The organism is Achromobacter sp. EG18, assembly GCF_059759395.1.
Window position 1 is genome coordinate 4,808,487 of sequence record NZ_CM186213.1, and the last position, 21,222, is coordinate 4,829,708.

Consider the following 21,222-nt stretch of genomic DNA (forward strand, 5'->3'; position numbering starts at 1 on the left):
AAAAGGGCCTTCCAATAAAGAAGGCCCTAAAAAAAATACTCACCCAACCGACAACACACAATCCAACGCCTCAGGCCCACTCAACCGAACCTGAAACATCCGCAACTCATCCCGCCTGAACACATGCACGCTAACGCAATCCCCCACCCGATACTGCCCCAGCAACACTTCGACGCCCGCGGCCCCCTCGACCTTCAAGCCATCGATCGCCACCAGCACATCCCCGGCAGACAACCCGCCCCTATGTCCCGCGCCGCCTTCCAGCACGGTCGCCAGCACCAGTGAATCCCCCTGCTTGCGCGTGCGCACATCCAGCGAAGGAATATTGACCGAGGCTTTCCATTGCAGCTTGACGCCTTGAGCGGCCAGCAGCTCCGCCAGCGGCACATCCGCCGTCCCATAGGCATGCCGCGCGATGAAGCGCCGCGCATCCACCCCGGTCGCCTCCTTGATCAGCGCCGGCAGGCCATCCTCCGCCAACCCCTGCGCCTTGCCGCGATAGAAATCGCGCCCATACCGCTGCCACAACAGCCGCATCACATCGTCCAGCGAATGCGCGCCCGCCGACTCCTGGCGGATCAGCAGGTCCAGCCCCAGCGCCACCAGCGCGCCCTTGGTGTAATAGCTGACCAGCGCATTGGGCGAATTCTCGTCCTGCTTGTAATAGCGCGTCCACGCGTCGAACGAACTTTCCGCCACCGACTGCTTGTGGCGACCCGGCGTGCGCGCCACGCTGGTGATGGTCTTGGCCAGCAGGCGCAGGTAATCGTTCTGCGTGATCACGTTGGACCGCAGCAGCAGCAGATCGTCGTAGTAGGACGTGAACCCCTCGAACACCCACAGCAGCCGCGTCAGGTCCGGCTGCGCCAGGTCGTAGGGAACGAACGCCTGCGGCTTGATGCGCTTGACGTTCCAGGTGTGGAAATACTCGTGGCTGACCAGTCCCAGGAAACCGCGATAGCCTTCGCCCTGGCCCTGCTGGCCCAGCACCGGCAGGTCCTTGCGCGCCGTCATCAGCGCCGTGCTGGCGCGGTGCTCCAGGCCGCCGTAGCCGTCGCCCGTCACCATGGTCATGAAGACATAGCGATCGCTGCTGTCCAGGAACGGCGCGCGCTTGCCGCGCGGTTCGAAGAAGGCGATCTGCGTTTCGCAGATCCTGCGCACGTCGTCGGTGATGCGGGCCAGGTCCAGGTTGGGCGCCACGCCCGTGAACACCAGTTCATGCTCGGCGCCATGCGCCGTGAAGCTCGCCACCTGCGGCGTGCCCATTTCAACGGGATGATCGATCAGCGCGTCGTAGTCCGGCGCCAGGTACAGGCCGAAGCCATGGCGGCGCGCCGCGCCCTTGTGGCCGCGGGCCTCGGGCAGGCTGGTGTAGACCTTCCAGCCATCGATGCCGCGCGGCGGCGCCAGGTCCACCAGGCAGGGCAGGTGGTCCTGCCCATGCACCCGCAGGAACACGCTGGTGCCGTTGAAGAAGCCGTGGGTTTCGTCCAGGTGCGCGCCGCGCACCGACAGGTCCCAGGCATACACCGTGTACTCCACCCGCAACGGGCCGTCGCAAGGCGCGGCCTGCCAAGTGTGATTGTCTATTTTGTCGACAGGCACGCGGCGGCTGCCCGCATGGGCCGTCAGCGACTCGATCTGGCGCGAAAAATCGCGGATCAGGTAGCTGCCCGGAATCCAGGCCGGCAGCGACAGGCGCTGGCCATCCGGCGAGGGCGCCTGGACGGTTAGGGTTATCCGGTAGCGGTGCCCCGCGGGGTCGTGGGGCGCGAGGCGGTAAAGTATGGGGAAAGCATCGGTTTTTTCCATGCGTATATCTTATTTCATCCCATCCTCTGGAGACAGGTAATGAGCGAGTCGTTTGTGCTGGTCGAAACCCGCGGCCGCGTCGGTCTGCTGACGCTGAACCGCCCCAAGGCGCTCAACGCGCTCAACGATCAACTGATGAACGAACTCGGGGCGGCGCTGCTGGCTTTCGAGGCGGACGCGGACATCGGCGCCGTGGTCATCACCGGCAGTGAAAAGGCCTTTGCCGCGGGCGCCGACATCGGCGCCATGAAAGACTGGTCGTACATGGACGTGTACGGCAGCGAATACATCACCCGCAACTGGGAAACCCTCAAGCGCATCCGCAAGCCCGTGATCGCCGCGGTCGCCGGCTACGCCCTGGGCGGCGGCTGCGAACTGGCCATGATGTGCGACATCATCATCGCCGCCGACACCGCCAAGTTCGGCCAGCCGGAAATCAAGCTGGGCGTCATCCCCGGCGCCGGCGGCACGCAGCGCCTGCCGCGCGCGGTGGGCAAGGCCAAGGCCATGGACCTGGCCCTGACCGCCCGCATGATGGGCGCCGAGGAAGCCGAGCGCGCCGGCCTGGTGTCGCGCGTCGTTGCGGCCGACAAGCTGATGGAAGAAGCCATGGACGCGGCCACCGTGATCGCGTCGATGTCGCTGCCGTCGGTCATGATGGCCAAGGAATGCGTCAACCGCGCCTTCGAGGGTTCGCTCAACGAAGGCCTGCTGTTCGAGCGCCGCGTGTTCCATTCCCTGTTCGCCACCGAGGACCAGAAGGAGGGCATGGCCGCCTTCACCGAAAAACGCAAACCCGACTTCAAACACCGTTAATTCCTGTTACGCCCGTTCCGGCCCCCCGGGCCGGGCATGCCAGGTTCAGGGCATCCGCGTTCGACGCCCTGTTTCCGACACGCGCCCACCCCGGGCGCGTTTTTCATGGCTGCGCGATTCCGCGCGGGCGTTGCGCCTTGAAACTTTTGGACAGCACCTTGTTGCAGGGATCGGCCCTATCCTGAAAAGGCGTCACTCTGAAAACGAGGTGCCGCGCCAGAGAGGCTTGCCCGAACTGGTAAGCCTCATGCGCGGCGGCTCGTCTGCAAACAATAGCAACAAGGAGCCTTGCATGCGTACTTCCCCCTTCAATCGCCGGTGGTCCGCCGCCGCGCTCGCGGGCGCGCTGAGCGTCTGCTTCGTGACCGCTACGCAAGCCCAAGCGCCGCGGTCGACGCTGCGGCTGGTGTCCGAAACGCCGTATCCCGCCGCCGCCGCGCCCGCGCCGCAGATGAGCGCGCAGGAATTGCGCGACACCGCGATCGATGCGTACGTCTACGCCTATCCCATGGTGCTGATGGAACTGGCGCGCCGCAAGGCCACCGCCGTGCAGTCGCCGCTCGATGGCAAGGCGCCGATGAACCAGTTCGGCCACAAGGCCGCGTTCCCCGACCCGCGCGCCGCCGATACGCCGTGGCCCAGCGCCGACGCGCTGTATTCCAGCCTGTGGTTCGACGTGTCGCGCGCGCCGCTGATCGTGCGCTTGCCGGATACCGGCAAGCGCTACACGGTACTGTCGGCGCTGGACATGTGGAGCGACGTGTTCGCCTCGCGTGGCACGCGCACCAACGGCCCCGGCGCCCAGTCGTTCGCCATCGTCGGCCCGAACTGGCAGGGCGCGTTGCCGCCGGGCATGGACGTGATCCACAGCCCGACCTCGACCGGCTGGCTGATCGGCTGGACCCAGACCAGCGGTCCGCAGGACTACGCCGGGGTCAACCAGATCCAGGCCAACATGACGGCCAGTCCGATGGTGGCGGCGGCGGCGCCGGTGCCCGGCCGTCATCGTGGCGCCGGCGGCGCCTCGCCTTATCCGCAGACCGGCCCGGGCGTCGGCTCGGCCCCGATCGGCAGCGACGTGCCCATGCCGATGCCGGTGAACCTGCCGGAAGGTACGCCGGCCGAGCAGGCCGCCAGCATGGACGCCGCGTCGTTCTTCACCTTGTTCTTCGACGTGCTGCGCAACAACCCGCCGCATGCCAATGACACGCCCATGCTCGATCGCATGCGCCGCATCGGCCTGGATAGCCGCCAGCCGTTTTCGTATGGGCGCCTGAGCCCCACCGTGCAGCAGGCCCTGGCCGACGCGCAGCCGCTGGCCGGCCGCCGCATCGCCGACGGCGTGTCGCGCCTGGCCACGCCGATCAATGGCTGGAACACCGTGCTCACCGGCATCGGCACCTACGGCACCGACTACACGCGCCGCGCCGCCATCGCCTACGCCGGCCTGGGCGCGCCGACGCCGGAAGACGTGCTCTATCCGGTCACGGTGGCCGACAACAAGGGCCGCGCGCTCAACTCGAACGAAGACTACGTGCTGCACTTCGAGAAGGGCCAGCTGCCGCCGGCCAATGCCTTCTGGTCGCTGCATGTCTATAACGACAAGCACGGCTTCCCGGACAACCCCGCCAATCGCTACGCGCTGCGCAGTACCGACGACCTGAAGTACAACGCCGACGGTTCGCTCGACATCTACATCCAGCGCCGCGATCCGGGCGAGCGCAAGCGTTCCAACTGGCTGGCCACGCCGGCCGCCGATGGCCCGTTCCTGCTCAGCATGCGCCTGTACTGGCCGCAGGACGTGGCGCTGGACGGGCTGTGGGCGCCGCCGCCGGTCAAGGAAGACTGACGCGCTGCGCGCGGCCGGGCGGCGTGTGGGCGCCACCGGCCGGGCAGCTCCGCGCGGCTCCTGCGGGAGCCGCTTTTTCTTGTCCCGAGCGCCCGCGCTTTGGCGCGTTGGCCGGCGTCATTCACGTCCCCAATTTCCGTCGCGACGCGCGGTCCGGCCGGGCCTGTTGTCGCCTTACAAACCCCCTAAAGTTCATTTGCTCGGGTAAAAAAAAACACGCTATACTCTGCGGGTTTGACGCTTGCGGGATAAGAACACAGGGCGATGATTTCGCCGGTTCTGACAGGGGCAAGGCTCGTATGAAGGCTGTAGGACGGCTAGTGTGCGCGGCTGGTAATGCATGCGTGGCTGCTAGTGATCGTGGCTACTGAGACGGCTTTTAGTACGACGGCTTTAGGCGGGGAAGTTTGATGCAGCAGAACACAGTGCGGCACGAACCTGCGCGCGGTTGGGGTGGAAAGGCCCGGGACGAGTCCTGTGGAATGAACCAGCCCGTTGCGCAACAGGGCGAGGCACGCCAGGTTCTGGCGGGTCAGGATCCGGTGGACCGGGTGCTGGTTCTCAGTGACGCGGATCGCGCGGCGCTGAATGCTCAGGCGGGCCGCGGTCTCCTGTTGGCACTGGCGGCGCAAGGCGCCATGGGGCTCGCAGCAGCAGTAATAGCGGGGGTTGTCGGAGGGGCGGCGGCAGGTTGGTCGGCGCTGGCGGGGGCAGGAGCGTATTTCATACCCAATGCGTTGTTCGCATTGCGCCTGGCTGTCAGTGTTCGGGCCGGTAAAGCCAGTCCCTTTACCTTTCTCTCTGGTGAGTTGATCAAGCTGTTCGCAACGGCATTGCTGTTGTGGCTGCTTTCGCGTGTGGCGCAGGACAGCCTCGTCTGGCCCGCCGCGCTGCTGGGTCTGATACTCACCCTGAAGGGATATCTCCTGCTTTTGATGTTCCGCAAGTTGTCATAGCGCTGCCGGGTAGGTTACGGCAAACGGAATCGTGGAATCGTCCGGCTCGCAAGGGCTCGGGCATACAGCAAATAGGGTAGGATTCAAATGGCTGCTGCCAGCGACGTGTCGCCTCAGTCCGCTTATATTCAGCACCACCTGGTGCACCTGAACAATACGGGCGAAAAACAGACTGCAATTGCTCAGTTTGACATCATCAACTACGACTCGTTGTTCTGGTCCGGCCTGACGGGCCTGATCGTCATCTTCTTCCTGTGGCGCGCCGCCCGCCGCGCGACCGCCGGCGTCCCGGGCCGCTTCCAGGCCTTCGTGGAAATGATCGTCGACATGGTCGACGACCAGGCCAAGGGCATCGTCCACAATGCCAAGAGCCGCCTCTTCATCGCTCCGCTGGCCCTCACCGTGTTCCTCTGGATCATCCTGATGAACGCGCTGGACCTGCTGCCCGTCGACCTGATGCCGTCGATCTGGCGACTGACCGGCCTGGGCGCGCACCATGGCGACCCCCTCTACTACCACCGCGTGCTGCCGACCGCCGACCTGAACGTGCCGATGGGCATGTCGCTGGGCGTGCTGCTGCTGATGTTCTACTACGGCATCAAGATCAAGCACCCGGGCGGCTTCGTCAAGGAACTGTTCACCGCGCCGTTCCATGCGCATGGCCTGGGCGCCCTCGTCCTGGCTCCGTTCAACCTGCTGCTGAACCTGATCGAATACGCCGCCAAGTCCGTGTCGCTGGGCATGCGGTTGTTCGGCAACATGTTCGCCGGCGAATTGATTTTCATGCTGATCGCCCTCTTGGGCGGTGCCTGGACCGGTTTCAACGGCGCCAGCATCGGCTTGGGAATCGGCCACGTGCTGGCCGGCTCGATCTGGGCCATCTTCCACATCCTGATCGTGTTGCTCCAGGCCTTCATCTTCATGATGCTGACCCTGGTGTACCTCGGCCAGGCGCACGAAGGCCACTGATCCCCCGAATTTCCGGCGTCGGCCACCCGGCCGGCGCTGGATAGCAAGATCATCTTGCATTGAGCAGTACCCCAATCTTTTTATTTTTTGACTTCAGATTTCTAACCAAGGAGTTGTCATGACCAACGTCGCTTTCGTTGCTCTCGCTTGCGGTCTTATCATCGGTCTGGGCGCTATCGGCGCTTGCATCGGCATCGCACTGATGGGCGGCAAATACCTGGAAGCTTCGGCTCGTCAGCCTGAACTGATGAACGCTCTGCAAACCAAGATGTTCCTGCTGGCTGGCCTGATCGACGCGGCATTCCTGATCGGCGTGGGTATCGCCATGCTGTTCGCCTTCGCCAACCCGTTCGTCGGCTAAGGCACGCCCGCCGGCGAAAAGGCGGGTCATGACGCTGGCGGCGATGCGGGCTTGAGCCCCGTCGCCGGCCGGCAAAGTATCGAGTGCTCCGCGTTGCCCGTCCCGGGCGCCGTCGGAGCCGCAAGGTGTTAAAGGAACGACCGTGAATCTGAACGCGACGATCATTTTCCAGATGCTCGTGTTCTTCGTTCTGGGCTGGTTCACGATGAAATTCGTGTGGCCTCCTCTGACGAAGGCGATGGACGAGCGCCGCCAAAAAATCGCCGACGGCCTTGCCGCCGCGGAGAAGGGCAAGGCCGATCTGGCCCAGGCCCAGGCGCGTGTCAGTCTGATCGAGGCTTCTGCCAAGTCCGAAAACCACGCCCGCATCATCGAGGCCGAGAAGCAAGCCGCCTCCCTGATCGAGCAGGCCCGCCGTGAAGCGGAAGCCGAGCGTGCCCGCATCGTGGCGCAAGCTGCACAGGATGCCGCGCAGGAAGTCCAGCGCGCCCGTGATTCGCTGCGCGACGACGTCGCCGCGCTGGCCGTCAAGGGTGCTGAGCAGATCCTCAAGCGCGAGGTTGACGCCCGCGCCCACGCCGAGCTGCTGAACCAGCTTCGCGCGCAGCTTTAATCCGGGACCGTCATGGCTGAACTTTCCACTGTTGCCAGGCCGTACGCCGAAGCCCTGTTCGCCGCCGCGCGCGACGACAAGGCGGGCCTGCAGGCTTGGGCCGACCTGGTCAGCGAGCTGTCGCAGGTCGCCTCCAACCCCGACGTGCGCGAGGCCATGGCCGATCCGCGTCTGGGTGACAAGCAGCGCGTCGAGCTGTTCACCGGCCTGGTGAAGGCCGAACTGCCCCAGGCCGCCCGCAATTTCATCGAGCTGCTGGTCGAAAACGACCGGTTGCTGCTGCTGCCCGAGATCGCCACGCAATTCGTGGTGCTGCGGAACCGTCACGACGGCACGGCGCAGGCGGAAATCACCAGCGCGTTCGAGCTGAGCGACGCCCAGGTCCAAGAACTGGTCGCCGCCCTCGAGAAGAAATTCGGCCTGAAGCTCAAGCCCGTCGTCACCGTCGACCAGTCGTTGATCGGCGGCGTGCGCGTGGCCGTCGGGGACCAGGTGCTCGATACTTCCGTACAAGCCCAATTGGCCCGCATGCGCGATACGCTCGCCGCTTAAAGGCAGCACTAACAGGATTCCAGGAGTCAATATGCAACTCAATCCCTCCGAGATCAGCGAACTGCTCAAGAGCCGCATCGAGGGCCTGGGCGCTTCGGCTGATGTCCGTACTCAGGGCACCGTCGTGTCCGTGACCGACGGTATTACCCGCATCCACGGCCTGTCCGACGTGATGCAGGGCGAAATGCTCGAATTCCCCAACAACGTCTTCGGTCTGGCGCTCAACCTCGAGCGTGATTCCGTCGGCGCCGTTATTCTCGGTGACTACACCGGCGTGTCCGAAGGCGACGCGGTCAAGACGACCGGCCGCATTCTGGAAGTGCCGGTCGGCCCCGAGCTGAAAGGCCGCGTGGTCAACACGCTGGGCGAGCCGATCGACGGCAAGGGCCCCGTGAACGCCAAGGCCACCGACATCATCGAAAAAGTGGCCCCCGGCGTTATCGCCCGCCGCTCGGTGTCGCAGCCGCTGCAAACCGGCATCAAGGCTATCGACTCGATGGTTCCCATCGGCCGTGGCCAGCGCGAACTGATCATTGGCGACCGCCAGACCGGCAAGACCGCCGTGGCCGTCGACACCATCATCAGCCAGAAGGGCAAGGGCGTCACCTGCGTGTACGTCGCCATCGGCCAGAAGGCTTCGACGATCAACAACGTGGTGCGCAAGCTGGAAGAGCACGGCGCGATGGAATACACCATCGTCGTGGCCGCCTCGGCTTCGGACTCCGCCGCCATGCAGTACCTGGCCGCCTACGCCGGCTGCACGATGGGCGAATACTTCCGCGATCGCGGCGAAGACGCCCTGATCGTCTATGACGACCTGACCAAGCAAGCCTGGGCCTACCGCCAGGTCTCGCTGCTGCTGCGCCGTCCGCCGGGCCGCGAAGCCTACCCGGGCGACGTGTTCTACCTGCACTCGCGCCTGCTGGAACGTGCCGCCCGCGTGAACGAAGACTACGTCGAGAAGTTCACCGATGGCGCCGTCAAGGGCAAGACCGGCTCGCTGACCGCGCTGCCGATCATCGAAACCCAGGCGGGCGACGTGTCGGCCTTCGTTCCGACCAACGTGATCTCGATCACCGACGGCCAGATCTTCCTGGAAACCGACCTGTTCAACGCTGGTGTGCGTCCCGCCATCAACGCCGGTATCTCGGTGTCGCGCGTGGGCGGCGCCGCCCAGACCAAGGTCGTCAAGAAGCTGTCCGGCGGTATCCGTACCGACCTGGCGCAGTACCGTGAACTGGCCGCCTTCGCGCAGTTCGCCTCGGACCTGGACGACGCCACCCGTCGCCAGCTCGAGCGCGGCAAGCGCGTGGTCGAACTGCTCAAGCAGCCGCAATACCAGCCGCTGCAGGTGTGGGAACTGGCCGTCACGCTGTACACGGTCAACAACGGCTACCTGGATGACGTGGACGTGGCCCAGGTGCTGTCGTTCGAAAAGGCGCTCAAGGACCAGCTCAAGGCCAAGCACGCCGCCCTGATCCAGCGCGTCGAAGACACCAAGGAACTGTCCAAGGACGACGAAGGCGAACTCGCCGCCGCCATCCAGGAATTCAAGAAGCACGGTGCTTTTTAAGAAAGTGATGGGTTAGGCGTCAGCTGCGCCTCACCCATCCTTATCGGATGGTTGAGGCGCAAGCGCCAACCCATCGGCCAGTCTTCACAGGAAAGCGCAATGCCCGGAATTAAGGAAATCCGAACCAAGATCAAGAGCGTGCAAAACACGCGCAAGATCACCAAGGCGATGGAAATGGTCGCCGCATCCAAGATGCGCAAGGCGCAGGAGCGGATGCGCGCGGGCCGTCCGTACGCCACCAAGGTGCGCGAGATCGCCGCGCACCTGATGCAGGCCAACCCCGAGTACAGCCACCCGTACCTGGTCGAGCGCGAAGTCAAGGCGGTCGGCGTGGTCATGGTGACGACGGACAAGGGTCTGTGCGGCGGCTTGAACACCAACATCACCCGCGTGGTGCTGTCGAAGCTGAAAGAGTTCGAGAAAAACGGCATCGCCGTTCAAGCGACCGCTTTCGGCAACAAGGGCGTGGGCGTGCTGTCCCGTATCGGCGCCAAGCTGGTTTCCCAGGAAGTGCAACTGGGCGACAAGCCGCAACTGGATCGCCTGCTGGGCGCGATCAAGGTGCAGCTGGACGCCTACCTGGAAGGCCGCATCGACGCGCTGTACGTGGCTTCGACCCGCTTCGTCAACACGATGAAGCAGGAGCCGCTGTTCCTGCGTCTGCTGCCCCTGGCCAGCGGTTTGGAAGATCCGTACCAGACGGGCGCCGAAAGCCTGGCCAAGACTTCGGAAGTGAAATCGGATTACAGCTGGGATTACATCTACGAACCCGACGCTCGTAGCGTGATCGACGACCTGCTGCAGCGTTACGTGGAAGGCCTGCTGTACCAAGCCGTGGCCGAGAACATGGCTTCGGAGCAGTCGGCCCGGATGGTCGCCATGAAGGCGGCGTCGGACAACGCCAAGAAGGTCATCGGCGATCTGCAGCTGGTCTACAACAAGACCCGCCAGGCCGCGATCACCAAGGAAATTTCGGAAATCGTAGGGGGCGCTGCCGCCGTCTGAGGCAGGCAGCATCCCGTCAAAAGCTATCAAGCAAGGAATCGACATGAGCAACGGAACCATCGTTCAGTGCATCGGCGCCGTGGTGGATATTCAGTTCCCCCGCGATCAAATGCCCAAGATCTACGAAGCGCTTACTCTGGTCGACGAGGGTTCCTCGTTCGCCGAAAAGGGTCTGACGCTGGAAGTGCAGCAACAGCTGGGTGACGGCGTGGTGCGTACCATCGCCCTGGGCTCCAGCGACGGCCTGCGCCGCGGCATGAAGGTCGCCGGCACCGGCGCCCCGATCTCGGTGCCGGTCGGCACCGGCACGCTCGGCCGCATCATGGACGTGCTGGGCCGCCCGATCGACGAAGCTGGCGAAATCCAGCACGACGAAAAGCGTGGCATCCACCAGCCGGCTCCCCGTTTCGACGAGCTGTCGCCGTCGGTGGAACTGCTGGAAACCGGCATCAAGGTTATCGACCTGGTGTGCCCGTTCGCCAAGGGCGGCAAGGTCGGCCTGTTCGGCGGCGCCGGCGTGGGCAAGACCGTCAACATGATGGAACTGATCAACAACATCGCCAAGCAGCACAGCGGCTTGTCGGTGTTCGCCGGCGTGGGTGAGCGTACCCGTGAAGGCAACGACTTCTACCACGAAATGGAAGAGTCGAACGTTCTGGACAAGGTCGCCATGGTGTTCGGTCAGATGAACGAACCCCCGGGCAACCGTCTGCGCGTGGCGCTGACCGGCCTGACGATGGCCGAGAAGTTCCGCGACGAAGGCCGCGACATCCTGTTCTTCGTGGACAACATCTACCGCTACACCCTGGCCGGTACCGAAGTGTCGGCGCTGCTGGGCCGTATGCCGTCGGCGGTGGGCTACCAGCCCACGCTGGCCGAGGAAATGGGCAAGCTGCAAGAGCGCATCACGTCCACCAAGACCGGCTCGATCACCTCGATCCAGGCCGTGTACGTGCCCGCTGACGACTTGACCGACCCGTCGCCCGCCACCACCTTCCAGCACTTGGACTCGACCGTCGTGCTGTCGCGTGACATCGCCGCCCTGGGTATCTACCCGGCCGTGGACCCGCTGGACTCGTCCAGCCGCCAGCTCGACCCGCAAGTCGTCGGCGAAGAGCACTACGCCGTGGCCCGTGGCGTGCAGCAGACGCTGCAGCGCTACAAGGAACTGCGCGACATCATCGCGATTCTGGGCATGGACGAACTGTCGCCGGAAGACAAGCAGGCCGTGGCCCGCGCCCGCAAGATCCAGCGTTTCCTGTCGCAGCCGTTCCACGTGGCCGAAGTGTTCACCGGTTCGCCCGGCAAGTACGTGCCGCTGGCCGAAACCATCCGTGGTTTCAAGATGATCGTGAACGGCGAGTGCGATGCGCTGCCGGAACAGGCCTTCTACATGGTCGGCTCGATCGACGAGGCCTTCGAGAAGGCCAAGAAACTGCAATAAGGAACCGATATGGCTACCCTGCATGTGGATGTCGTCAGCGCAGAGGAAGCGATCTTCTCCGGTGAGGCGAAGTTCGTGGTGCTGCCTGGCGAGGCGGGTGAGCTGGGCATCCTGCCCGGCCACACCCCGCTGATCTCGCGCGTACGCCCCGGGACGGTCAAGATCGTCCGTGCCGACCAAGGCGAGGAGAACATCTTCGTCGCCGGGGGCATTCTGGAAGTGCAGCCGGGCAGCGTGACGGTCCTGGCCGACACCGCCATCCGCGCCGCCGACCTGGACGAGGCCCGTGCCCTGGAAGCGCGCAAGCGCGCCGAAGAGGCCCTGGCCAACGCCAAGGACAAGGCGGACATCGCGGTTGTCGAGGCCGAGCTGGCCATGCTGGCGGCGCAAGCCATCGCGGCGCGCAAGCTGCGCCAAGGCGGCCGCTCGCACTGAGCGCAAGCATGACCTGCCGGGGTTCGCCCCGGATCCGGGAAAAGCGGCCATGGGCCGCTTTTTTCATTTGCGCGGCCACGGCTGCGCAACCCCTCGGTCAGCCGCAGGCCGGCCTGCGTTCGCTACGAATGGCGGCCCGGCTGGCGCGCCGGTAGCCTTCAGGCATTGCAATTCGAAGCTGGAGGGTGGCGTGCGAGAAACCATGGATTGCGGGGTGCTGCTGGCGCCCGGCCACGAAACCGCCATGGGCGACTGGGTCGCGCGCGACCAGCCGCGGCTGGCGCGGGTGCGTCTGCACCTGGTGCACCTGCGGCTGCCGGGCAGCGGTCCGGGCGGTCCGGATACGCACGCGCTGGCGGGACTGGCGGTGGGGTTGCGCCGCTACGATCACTGCGTCCTGCCGGTCGCGCCGGCTTCGCTGGCGTGGACCCGCATGTCCTTGCAGCAGGCCCGCGGCACGCTTGCCACGCCCATCCTGCTGCTGGTGCACGACATGACCGCGCCCGCCATCGAAGACCTGCTGCGCCTGGGCGCCGCCGATTTCATCGCGTCGCCGTACTGCCTGGAAAGCCTGCGCGTGCGGCTCGGCCGGCTGGCGCGGCGCGCGCCCCTGCCGGGCGGCCTGGTGGAAGAACCCGGCGTGATATACGCCGCCGCCGCGCCACGCGCCGTTGGCGCGGCCGACGTCCGGCCGCGGGTGCCGCGGCAGGTGTTGCAACAGGGGCTGGCGGGGATGCGCTACCAGCCGGGCCGCGAAGCCCAGGAACCCTTCCGGCAGGCCAAGGCGCGCGTGGTCGATGGTTTCGAATCCGACTATATCCGCCTGGCGCTGTCCCGCCACCAGGGCAACGTGGCGCGCGCCGCGCGCGCCTCCAGCAAGCATCGGCGGGCTTTCTGGGCGCTGATGCGCAAGCATGGCATCGATGCCGGACCCTACCGCCGGCAGGCCGAGCAGGCGCGAGACTAGCGCCGGCGGCCCTGCCCGGCAGCGGTTGCGCGGCGGTCGCGGCGCCGCGTGTCGCCAACCCGTGACGAAAGCGCGGCGGCTTGCGTCACGGCAAGCCCGGATCGCGTGCGCGCCGCACCCTGTCAGCTTGGGGCAGTAAAATCACGGCTTCCGATCATCGAGGATAGTCGTGTCCGCTTCCGTCTTGAAGAACGATGTGTTCTTGCGCGCGCTGCTGCGCGAGCCCGTGCCCTACACCCCGATCTGGCTGATGCGCCAGGCGGGCCGCTACCTGCCCGAATACCGCGAGACGCGGGCCCGGGCCGGTTCCTTCATGGGTCTGGCTCAGAATCCGGACTACGCCTCGGAAGTCACGCTGCAGCCGCTGGAGCGTTTCGACCTGGACGCGGCCATCCTGTTTTCCGACATCCTGACCGTGCCGCACGCCATGGGCCTGGGCCTGGACTTCGCCGAAGGCGAGGGACCGCGCTTTGCCCGTCCGGTGCGTACCGAGGACGACGTGGCGCGCCTGGCGGTGCCCGACATGGACAAGCTGCGCTATGTGTTCGATGCCGTCGGCACCATCCGCCGCGACCTGGACGGCAAGGTGCCGCTGATCGGCTTTGCCGGCAGTCCCTGGACCATCGCCTGCTACATGGTCGAAGGGCAGGGCAGCGACGATTACCGGCTGATCAAGACCATGCTGTATTCGCGTCCGGACCTGCTGCACCGCATCCTGGAAATCAACGCCGAAGCCACGCTGCAATACCTGAACGCCCAGATCGCGGCGGGCGCGCAGGCCGTCATGCTGTTCGACAGCTGGGGCGGTGTGCTGGCCGACGGTCTGTTCCAGCAGTTTTCGCTGGCCTACACCCGCAAGGTGGTGGCCGGCCTGACGCGCGAACACGAAGGCCGCCGCGTGCCGGCCATTGTCTTTACCAAGGGCGGCGGCCAGTGGCTGGAAGACATCGCCGCCTGCGGCTGCGACGCCGTGGGCCTGGACTGGACCGTCGACCTGGCGGCGGCGCGGCGCCGCACCGGCGACTGCGTCGCGTTCCAGGGCAACCTCGACCCGATGGCCCTGTTCGGCGGCGCCGACGCCATCCGCGCCGAGGCTCGCCGCGTGCTGGACGCTTTCGGGCCGGTGGGCAAAGGTGGGCATGTGTTCAACCTGGGGCATGGCATTTCGCGCTTCACTCCCCCAGACGCGGTAGCGGAATTGGTGGATGAAGTCCACCGTCACAGCCGTTCGCTCAGAGGGTAAGTGAGTGAACGCTTCGGCCCGCAGGGCCGGGCGTCGAGGCCTTCCGAGCGCAGTTGTGCACAGCAAGATTGCGCTCGGGGAAAACCCTTTATAAGCTATTTTACAATCTTGGAAGTTTGTACAAGTCGTTGTTTTTAATGGAATAAAATAAGTTTTCAACAGGATTGCAAGACTTGATGCAATCTTGCCTTATTCCAATATTTAACGTTGCCCCGGCCTTTTCCCCAAAGTTATCCACAGGCTTCCCCTGGCGTTCTGGAAGGGGTTGAGGCGACAATCCCCTCTGGCCGGCCCGGCCCATTTTCCCGACACCGTTTTCCCGACTTGCGGGCCCGCACCGTCCATGTTCCGTTTTCTCCTCCATGTCTGAAGTCTTCGCGCTGGTCGAATCCACGCCGGCCGCGCCCGCGGCGGTCTGCTGGGTGCGCGTCGCGCTGGACGTGCCCTTGCCCGGCCCATTCGATTACCGCCACCACGAGCCGATCGCCGCCGGCCTGCGGGTGATCGTGCCGTTCGGCCGCCGCAAGCTGATCGGCGTGGTGGTGGACAACCCGGCCGAGCCGTCCTACGAGCCCAGGCAGATCAAGCCGATCGAGGAAGTGCTGCGCGACCTGCCGCCCTTTGACGAAGGCTGGCTGCGCCTGGCGCGCTTTGCCGCCGAGTACTACCAGCGGCCGCTGGGCGAGGTGATGCTGCCGCCGCTGCCGCCGCCGCTGCGCAAGCCGACCGCCTACCAGGGCAAGCGCTCGGCCGGCGGCCCGGTGGCGCGGCTGGACGGACGCAAGCGCAAGGCGGTCCGCGCCCCGGTCACGGCCGACCAGCCGCCCGAACTGAACGATGCGCAGCGCCAAGCGGTGGACACCATCGCGGGGCTCGCCAGGTTCAAGCCCGTGCTGTTGTATGGCGTGACTGGCAGCGGCAAGACCGAGGTCTACCTGCGCGCCGCCGAAAAAGTGCTGGCCACGGGCCGCCAGGTGCTGCTGCTGGTGCCGGAAATCAACCTGACGCCGCAGCTGGAAGGCGCGTTGCGCGCCCGGCTGGAAGGCCTGCTGGGACCGGACGGCCTGGCGGTGCTGCACAGCGGCCTGTCCGATGGCGAACGGCTGCAGGCCTGGGCGCGCGCGCAGCGTGGCCAGGCGCGCATGCTGCTGGGCACGCGCATGGCGATCTTCGCGCCCATGAGCGAGCTGGGCCTGATCGTGGTCGACGAAGAGCACGACGCCTCGTACAAGCAGCAGGACGGCCTGCGCTATTCCGCGCGCGACCTGGCGGTGTGGCGCGCCCATGATCTCGACATTCCGGTGGTGCTGGGCTCGGCCACGCCGTCGCTGGAAACCTGGCAGCATGCCGAGCGCGGCCGCTACCTGCGGCTGGCGCTGTCGGCGCGCGCCCGCGCCAGTTCGCTGCCGGCCATGAAGCTGGTCGACACCCGCCGCCTGCAGATGAAGCACGGCATGTCGCCGCAGTTGCTGGAGGCCCTGGGCGAACGGCTGGCGCGCAAGGAACAGTCGCTGATCTTCCTGAACCGCCGCGGTTACGCGCCGGTGCTGCATTGCCAGTCCTGCGGCTGGGTCAGCAATTGCCCGCGCTGCACCGCCTTCACGGTGCTGCACCGCGCCGCCGGCCGCGGCCACCGCCTGCAATGCCACCACTGCGGCTACCAGGCGCCGGTGCCGCATGCCTGTCCCGAATGCGGCGACCAGGACCTGGCGCCGATGGGGCGCGGCACGCAGCGGGTCGAGGAACACCTGGCCGAACTGTTCCCCGCGGCGCGCATCCTGCGCATCGACGCCGACAGCACCCGCAAGAAGGGCAGCGCCGAGGCGTTGTTCGCATCGGTGCATGCGGGCGAGGTCGACATCCTGGTCGGCACGCAGATGGTGTCCAAGGGCCACGACTTCGCGCGGCTCGGGCTGGTCGGCGTGCTCAACCCCGATTCGGCATTGTTCGCGCACGACTTCCGCGCGCCCGAACGCCTGTTCGCCCAGTTGATGCAGGTGGCGGGCCGCGCCGGCCGCCACCAGGGCAACGGCCAGGTCATCATCCAGACCGGTTATCCCGAGCAGCCGGTGTACCAGGCGCTGCTGCGCCACGACTACGCGGGCTTTGCGCGCCATGCGCTGCAAGAGCGCGAAAGCACCGGCCTGCCGCCGTTCGCCTACCAGGCCCTGCTGACGGCCGAGGCGCGCGAGCTGGCGGTGGCGCAGGCTTTCCTGCAACAGGCGCGCGCCCTGCCCGAAGGCGAGTGGGCCGCCGATTTCCCGGGGCTGGACGCGATCATGCTGTACGACCCGGTGCCGTTGCGCGTGGTGCGGGTGGCCAATATCGAGCGCGCCCAGCTGCTGGTGGAAAGCGCCAGCCGCCCGGCGTTGCAGGCCTTCCTGGCGTCGTGGTCGCACCACCTGCCGTACCTGGCCAACGAGGCCCGGGTGCGCTGGCAGCTGGAGGTCGACCCGCTGGAAATCTGACCCGCGCGTCGCGCCCGTCCGATTACTCTATGTCGTTCCCCTTTCCCCGAATCCCATGTCCGCACACGAACCCATCGGCCACGGCCTGAACCCCGCGCAGAAAGAGGCGGTGCTGTACCTGGACGGTCCCTGCCTGGTGCTGGCCGGCGCCGGCAGCGGCAAGACGCGCGTCATCACGCAGAAGATCGCCTACCTGCTGCGCGAATGCGGCTACATGGGCCGCAACGTGGTGGCGCTGACCTTCACCAACAAGGCAGCGCGCGAAATGGACGAGCGCGTCAGGACGCTGGTGGACCGCAAGCTGGGCAAGGGCCTGACCATCAGCACCTTCCACTCGCTGGGCGTGAAGCTCTTGCGCGAAGAGGCGCGCAACGCGGGTCTCAAGCCGACGTTCTCGATCCTCGACGCCGATGACGCCATGGCGATCATCCAGGAATTGCTGGCCACCACCGACAAGGGCCGCCTGCGCCATGTGCAGGGCATCATCTCGCTGTGGAAGAACGCGCTGATGGAACCCGACGATGCCGCGCGCGAAGCCATCACGCCGGGCGACGTCGAGGCGGCCAACGTCTACCGCAGTTACGCCGCCACGCTGGCCGCCTACCAGGCGGTGGACTTCGACGACCTGATCCGCATCCCGGCCATCCTGCTGGCCAACAACGAAGAGGTGCGCACGCGCTGGCAGAACCGCGTGCGTTACCTGCTGGTCGACGAATACCAGGACACCAACGTCTGCCAGTACCGCCTGGTGCAGCTGTTGACCGGCCCGCGCGCCATGTTCACCGCGGTGGGAGACGATGACCAGGCCATCTACGCCTGGCGCGGCGCCACCATCGAGAACCTGGCCAAGCTCACCACCGACTATCCGAACCTCAAGCTCATCAAGCTGGAGCAGAACTACCGGTCGGTGCAGCGCATCCTGGCTGCGGCCAACCAGGTGATCGAGAAGAACCCCAAGCTGTTCGAGAAGAAGCTGTGGTCGGACCTGGGCGTGGGCGAGCCGATCGTCGTTTCGGCGATGGACGGCGAGGAGCACGAGGCCGAGTCCATCGCCATGAAAATCTCGGCCTCGCGCTTCGAGCGCCAGGCGCAGTGGAAGGACTTCGCCATCCTGTATCGCGGCAACCACCAGTCGCGCATCCTGGAGCAGGCGCTGCGCAACCTGAAGATCCCGTACACGATCGCGGGCGGCCAGAGCTTTTTCGACAAGGCCGAGGTGCGCGACATCCTGGCCTATCTGCGGCTGCTGGCCAACGACGAGGACGATCCGGCCTTCATCCGCGCCGCCACCACGCCCAAGCGCGGCATCGGCCAGGCCACGCTGCAGACGCTGGGCCAGTATGCCGCCAGCCGCGAGCTGTCGCTGCTGGCGGCGGTCGATGAGACCGGGCTGGAAAGCCTGCTGGCGCCGCGCCAGCTCGAACCGCTGCGCACCTTCACCGAATTCATCCGCCGCATGCAGTGGCGCGCCGGCCGTGGCGCCACCGCCGGCGCCGATGGCGCGCCCGCCGAGCCGGCCGGCGTGATCCTGGACGATCTGGTGCAGGCGATCCAGTACGAACGCCATCTGTTCGAGCTGTTCGACGAACGCCCGGCGCAGACCCGCTGGCAGAACGTGCTGGAACTGACCGGCTGGCTCAAGCGCAAGGCCGAAGAGGACAACATGTCGCTGTTCGAGCTGGTGCAGCACGTGGCGCTGGTGACGATGCTCGAACGGGGCGAGGAAGAGGAGCCGGACGCGGTCAAGATGTCGACCCTGCATGCCTCCAAGGGCCTGGAATATCCACACGTGTACCTGGCGGGCGTCGAAGAAGGCTTGCTGCCGCACCTGGGCAAGGACGACGAAGTCGGCGACCCGGCGCGCGCCGCCGAGAACCTGGCCACCCGCATCCAGGAAGAACGGCGGCTGATGTACGTGGGGATCACCCGCGCCCAGCGCAGCCTTAACCTGAGCTGGTGCAAGCGCCGCCGCCGCGCGCGCGAGGATCTGGTGCGCGAGCCGTCGCGTTTCATCGAGGAAATGGGCCTGGACGCCCCGGGCATTCAGGAAGACGAGGCCACCGCGGCCATGAATCCCAAGGAGCGCATGGCCATGCTCAAGGCCTTGCTGAAGAAATAGCGCCGCAATAAATTACATGACGGGAGGCGCGTCCAGGACCTATACCTGCCGCTTTGCATCATGGCGCCAACGATGAAGGACGATGTGCGTTACCAAGCGGTGTCCGGCACGCCCGGCCTGGTGCTGGGCGTGGCGCGCCTGGTCGACTTCCAGTTCGACCGGCACTACCACGTCGACTATCACGTCGGCCTGGTGACCCAGGGCGTGCAGCGCCAGACCTTCCGTGGCCGCAGCACGCTGCTCGGGCCGGGTGGTATCGCCCTGATGCCTCCCGGCGAGGTGCATGACGGTGCCGGTGTGGCCGACTATGGCCAGTCGTACACCCTGAAGACCTTCCGCATCGCGCCCGAGCTGATGCGCGATTTCATCGCCGAGGTATCGGGCGGCGCGCCGGACGAACGCTTCCTGGGCACCCTGATCGAGGATCGCGCGCTGGCGGCCCGCTTCGTGGCGCTGCATGCATCCTGGATGGCGCACGCGGCCGCCGGCCCGCTGGCGCACGAGGCCGCGTCGCTGGCATTGATGGGCGCGCTGTTCGCGCGCACCGGCACGGTGGCGCCGCAGGCGGTGCGCGGCGGCCTGTCGCTCGCGCACCAGCGGATGGTGCTGGACTACTGCCAGGGCCATCTGGGCGACAAGATCGGGCTGGAAGACCTGGCCCGGCTGTGCGGGCTGAGCCGCTACCAGTTCCTGCGCCGCTTCGCGCTGTCGGTGGGCCTGACGCCGCACGCCTGGCTGACGCGGTTGCGCCTGGAACGGGCCTGCGCCGCGCTGGCGCGCGCGCCAGCCACGATCGCGCAGGTCGCGGCCGATGTCGGCTTCTACGACCAAAGCCATTTCAATCGGGCCTTCCGCGCCGCCTATGGGGTGCCTCCCTCGGCCTACCGGCGCGCGGCTTGAGCGGGGCACAGCCCCGGGGCATTCCTACCGCGCCAGCGCCCGCAATGCCGCCAGGAAATGATCGACATCCTGCTCGCGGGTGCTGAACGAGGTGACCAGCCGCGCCACGCCCGGGCCCCAGCGGTCATGGTAGAAGCGAAAGCCCTGCGCCAGCAGGCCGTCGATGGCCGCGGCGGGCAGCTGGCAGAACAGGATGTTGGCCTGGACAGGTCCCTGCAAGGCCACGCCGGGCAGGCCGTCCATGCCGGCCGCCAACCGCGCCGCCATGGCGTTGGCCTGGCGCGCATTGTCCAGCCACAGGTCGTCAGCCAGATAGGCTTCCATCTGCGCCGACAGCAGCCGCATCTTCGAGAACAGGTGGCCGCCGCGCTTGCGCCGGTAGGCCAGTTCCGTGGCGCGCCCCGGCTCGAACAGCACGATGGCCTCGGCGCCCAGCACGCCGTTCTTGGTGGCGCCGAACGACAGCGCCGCGACGCCTGCCTTCCAGGTCATTTCCGCGGGCGTGCAGCCCAGGCTGACCAGCGCATTGGCGAAGCGCGCGCCATCCATGTGCAGGGGCAGCCCGGCGTCGCGGCAGATGGCGCCGATGGCCTGGATCTCGTCCAGCGAGTAGACGCTGCCTGTCTCGGTGGCCTGGGTGATGCTGACGCAGGCGGGCGGCATCGAATGCACGTCGCCGGCCTTGCGGTGCGCTTCATGCGCCAGCTGCCCGGGGTCGAGCTTGGAGGCGGCGCCATCGAGCAGCGCCAGGCGCGCGCCGCCGCTGTAGAACTGGGGCGCGCCGCATTCATCGTTGGCGATGTGGCTGTGCGCATGGCACAGCACGCTGCCCCAGGGCGGCGTCAGCGCCGCCAGCGACAGCGAATTGGCGGCGGTGCCGGTGGGCACCAGCAGCACGTCGACCTCGTGCTCGAAGATCTCGGCCAGGCGGCGTTCAACGCGCAGGGTGATGTCGTCGGCGCCGTAGGCGGGGGCCTGTCCCTCATTGGCGTGCAGCAGCGCGGCCAGTATCTGCGGGCTGGCGCCGGCGGTGTTGTCACTGGCGAAGCCCAGCTGTGGCGAAGATGAGGCGGGGGTGTCCAAGGCGGATGCTCCGGCGATACAGACAAGCCTCGGACTATGCCCGGCCCGGACGGC

Annotated in this window: 18 protein-coding genes; 16 read left to right on the top strand and 2 right to left on the bottom strand. The window is 66.4% G+C overall.

The window, feature by feature from the left end; translation table 11 throughout:
* Positions 1 to 39: 39 nt before the first annotated feature.
* Entirely contained in the window at positions 40 to 1,815 is a 1,776-nt protein-coding gene (locus AC6CR5_RS22135; RefSeq protein ID WP_498084965.1) for a M61 family metallopeptidase, read from the bottom strand.
* Between the two features lie 39 nt (positions 1,816 to 1,854).
* On the opposite strand from AC6CR5_RS22135, the gene AC6CR5_RS22140 reads away from it, so the two are divergent.
* The 16 genes from AC6CR5_RS22140 to AC6CR5_RS22215 all read left to right on the top strand — a co-directional run bounded on the left by AC6CR5_RS22140 (position 1,855) and on the right by AC6CR5_RS22215 (position 20,085).
* Positions 1,855 to 2,631 carry an enoyl-CoA hydratase gene (locus AC6CR5_RS22140; protein WP_006386761.1) on the top strand — a complete coding sequence of 259 codons (777 nt, stop codon included), beginning with the start codon at positions 1,855 to 1,857 and terminating at the stop codon, positions 2,629 to 2,631.
* 292 nt (positions 2,632 to 2,923) lie between these two features.
* Complete coding sequence (locus AC6CR5_RS22145; RefSeq protein WP_047993062.1) at positions 2,924 to 4,480, top strand: DUF1254 domain-containing protein; 1,557 nt, start codon at positions 2,924 to 2,926, stop codon at positions 4,478 to 4,480.
* A gap of 542 nt (positions 4,481 to 5,022) precedes the next feature.
* Positions 5,023 to 5,436 (top strand): ATP synthase subunit I, encoded by a 414-nt coding sequence (locus AC6CR5_RS22150; protein ID WP_026385148.1) that lies wholly within the window; start codon positions 5,023 to 5,025, stop codon positions 5,434 to 5,436.
* Positions 5,437 to 5,523: 87 nt separating this feature from the next.
* On the top strand, positions 5,524 to 6,405 hold the full coding sequence (atpB, locus tag AC6CR5_RS22155; RefSeq protein ID WP_006386764.1) for a F0F1 ATP synthase subunit A: 882 nt from the start codon (positions 5,524 to 5,526) through the stop codon (positions 6,403 to 6,405).
* Positions 6,406 to 6,523: 118 nt separating this feature from the next.
* Positions 6,524 to 6,766 (top strand): F0F1 ATP synthase subunit C, encoded by a 243-nt coding sequence (gene atpE, locus AC6CR5_RS22160; protein ID WP_003815363.1) that lies wholly within the window; start codon positions 6,524 to 6,526, stop codon positions 6,764 to 6,766.
* 142 nt (positions 6,767 to 6,908) lie between these two features.
* On the top strand, positions 6,909 to 7,379 hold the full coding sequence (locus AC6CR5_RS22165) for a F0F1 ATP synthase subunit B (protein WP_006227275.1): 471 nt from the start codon (positions 6,909 to 6,911) through the stop codon (positions 7,377 to 7,379).
* A 12-nt stretch (positions 7,380 to 7,391) separates the two neighbouring features.
* Positions 7,392 to 7,931 carry a F0F1 ATP synthase subunit delta gene (locus tag AC6CR5_RS22170; RefSeq protein ID WP_006386765.1) on the top strand — a complete coding sequence of 180 codons (540 nt, stop codon included), beginning with the start codon at positions 7,392 to 7,394 and terminating at the stop codon, positions 7,929 to 7,931.
* A 31-nt stretch (positions 7,932 to 7,962) separates the two neighbouring features.
* A complete protein-coding gene (gene atpA / locus AC6CR5_RS22175; RefSeq protein WP_006386766.1) occupies positions 7,963 to 9,504 on the top strand; it encodes a F0F1 ATP synthase subunit alpha in 1,542 nt (513 codons plus the stop codon).
* A 99-nt stretch (positions 9,505 to 9,603) separates the two neighbouring features.
* A complete protein-coding gene (gene atpG, locus AC6CR5_RS22180; protein WP_006386767.1) occupies positions 9,604 to 10,509 on the top strand; it encodes a F0F1 ATP synthase subunit gamma in 906 nt (301 codons plus the stop codon).
* A 43-nt stretch (positions 10,510 to 10,552) separates the two neighbouring features.
* Positions 10,553 to 11,953: a F0F1 ATP synthase subunit beta gene (atpD, locus tag AC6CR5_RS22185; RefSeq protein WP_024067547.1), complete on the top strand. Its 1,401-nt coding sequence runs from the start codon at positions 10,553 to 10,555 to the stop codon at positions 11,951 to 11,953.
* Between the two features lie 9 nt (positions 11,954 to 11,962).
* Positions 11,963 to 12,388, top strand: a complete 426-nt coding sequence (locus AC6CR5_RS22190) for a F0F1 ATP synthase subunit epsilon (RefSeq protein WP_006386769.1) — start codon at positions 11,963 to 11,965, stop codon at positions 12,386 to 12,388.
* A gap of 190 nt (positions 12,389 to 12,578) precedes the next feature.
* Positions 12,579 to 13,355 (top strand): hypothetical protein, encoded by a 777-nt coding sequence (locus tag AC6CR5_RS22195; protein ID WP_026385149.1) that lies wholly within the window; start codon positions 12,579 to 12,581, stop codon positions 13,353 to 13,355.
* 169 nt (positions 13,356 to 13,524) lie between these two features.
* Positions 13,525 to 14,598 carry a uroporphyrinogen decarboxylase gene (gene hemE / locus AC6CR5_RS22200; protein ID WP_006386771.1) on the top strand — a complete coding sequence of 358 codons (1,074 nt, stop codon included), beginning with the start codon at positions 13,525 to 13,527 and terminating at the stop codon, positions 14,596 to 14,598.
* 362 nt (positions 14,599 to 14,960) lie between these two features.
* The gene (locus AC6CR5_RS22205) at positions 14,961 to 17,066 is read left to right on the top strand and encodes a primosomal protein N' (protein ID WP_238874725.1); all 2,106 of its coding nucleotides are present in this window, start codon (positions 14,961 to 14,963) and stop codon (positions 17,064 to 17,066) included.
* A 55-nt stretch (positions 17,067 to 17,121) separates the two neighbouring features.
* Positions 17,122 to 19,185 carry a UvrD-helicase domain-containing protein gene (locus AC6CR5_RS22210; protein WP_026385150.1) on the top strand — a complete coding sequence of 688 codons (2,064 nt, stop codon included), beginning with the start codon at positions 17,122 to 17,124 and terminating at the stop codon, positions 19,183 to 19,185.
* Between the two features lie 72 nt (positions 19,186 to 19,257).
* Positions 19,258 to 20,085 (top strand): AraC family transcriptional regulator, encoded by an 828-nt coding sequence (locus AC6CR5_RS22215; RefSeq protein ID WP_006386774.1) that lies wholly within the window; start codon positions 19,258 to 19,260, stop codon positions 20,083 to 20,085.
* Positions 20,086 to 20,109: 24 nt separating this feature from the next.
* Here the strand turns inward: AC6CR5_RS22215 and AC6CR5_RS22220 are convergent, their stop codons facing one another.
* Positions 20,110 to 21,168, bottom strand: coding sequence for a threonine aldolase family protein (locus tag AC6CR5_RS22220; RefSeq protein WP_047993056.1), 1,059 nt, complete (start codon positions 21,166 to 21,168; stop codon positions 20,110 to 20,112).
* Positions 21,169 to 21,222 lie beyond the last annotated feature (54 nt).

Excerpts from the sequence above, each read along its gene's own strand:
- AC6CR5_RS22135 (WP_498084965.1), bottom strand. The coding sequence starts at position 1,815 with ATGGAAAAAACCGATGCTTTCCCCATACTTTACCGCCTCGCGCCCCAC.
- AC6CR5_RS22140 (WP_006386761.1), top strand. The coding sequence starts at position 1,855 with ATGAGCGAGTCGTTTGTGCTGGTCGAAACCCGCGGCCGCGTCGGTCTG.
- AC6CR5_RS22145 (WP_047993062.1), top strand. The coding sequence starts at position 2,924 with ATGCGTACTTCCCCCTTCAATCGCCGGTGGTCCGCCGCCGCGCTCGCG.
- atpB (WP_006386764.1), top strand. The coding sequence starts at position 5,524 with ATGGCTGCTGCCAGCGACGTGTCGCCTCAGTCCGCTTATATTCAGCAC.
- atpE (WP_003815363.1), top strand. The coding sequence starts at position 6,524 with ATGACCAACGTCGCTTTCGTTGCTCTCGCTTGCGGTCTTATCATCGGT.
- AC6CR5_RS22170 (WP_006386765.1), top strand. The coding sequence starts at position 7,392 with ATGGCTGAACTTTCCACTGTTGCCAGGCCGTACGCCGAAGCCCTGTTC.
- atpA (WP_006386766.1), top strand. The coding sequence starts at position 7,963 with ATGCAACTCAATCCCTCCGAGATCAGCGAACTGCTCAAGAGCCGCATC.
- atpG (WP_006386767.1), top strand. The coding sequence starts at position 9,604 with ATGCCCGGAATTAAGGAAATCCGAACCAAGATCAAGAGCGTGCAAAAC.
- atpD (WP_024067547.1), top strand. The coding sequence starts at position 10,553 with ATGAGCAACGGAACCATCGTTCAGTGCATCGGCGCCGTGGTGGATATT.
- AC6CR5_RS22190 (WP_006386769.1), top strand. The coding sequence starts at position 11,963 with ATGGCTACCCTGCATGTGGATGTCGTCAGCGCAGAGGAAGCGATCTTC.
- AC6CR5_RS22205 (WP_238874725.1), top strand. The coding sequence starts at position 14,961 with ATGTCTGAAGTCTTCGCGCTGGTCGAATCCACGCCGGCCGCGCCCGCG.
- AC6CR5_RS22210 (WP_026385150.1), top strand. The coding sequence starts at position 17,122 with ATGTCCGCACACGAACCCATCGGCCACGGCCTGAACCCCGCGCAGAAA.
- AC6CR5_RS22215 (WP_006386774.1), top strand. The coding sequence starts at position 19,258 with ATGAAGGACGATGTGCGTTACCAAGCGGTGTCCGGCACGCCCGGCCTG.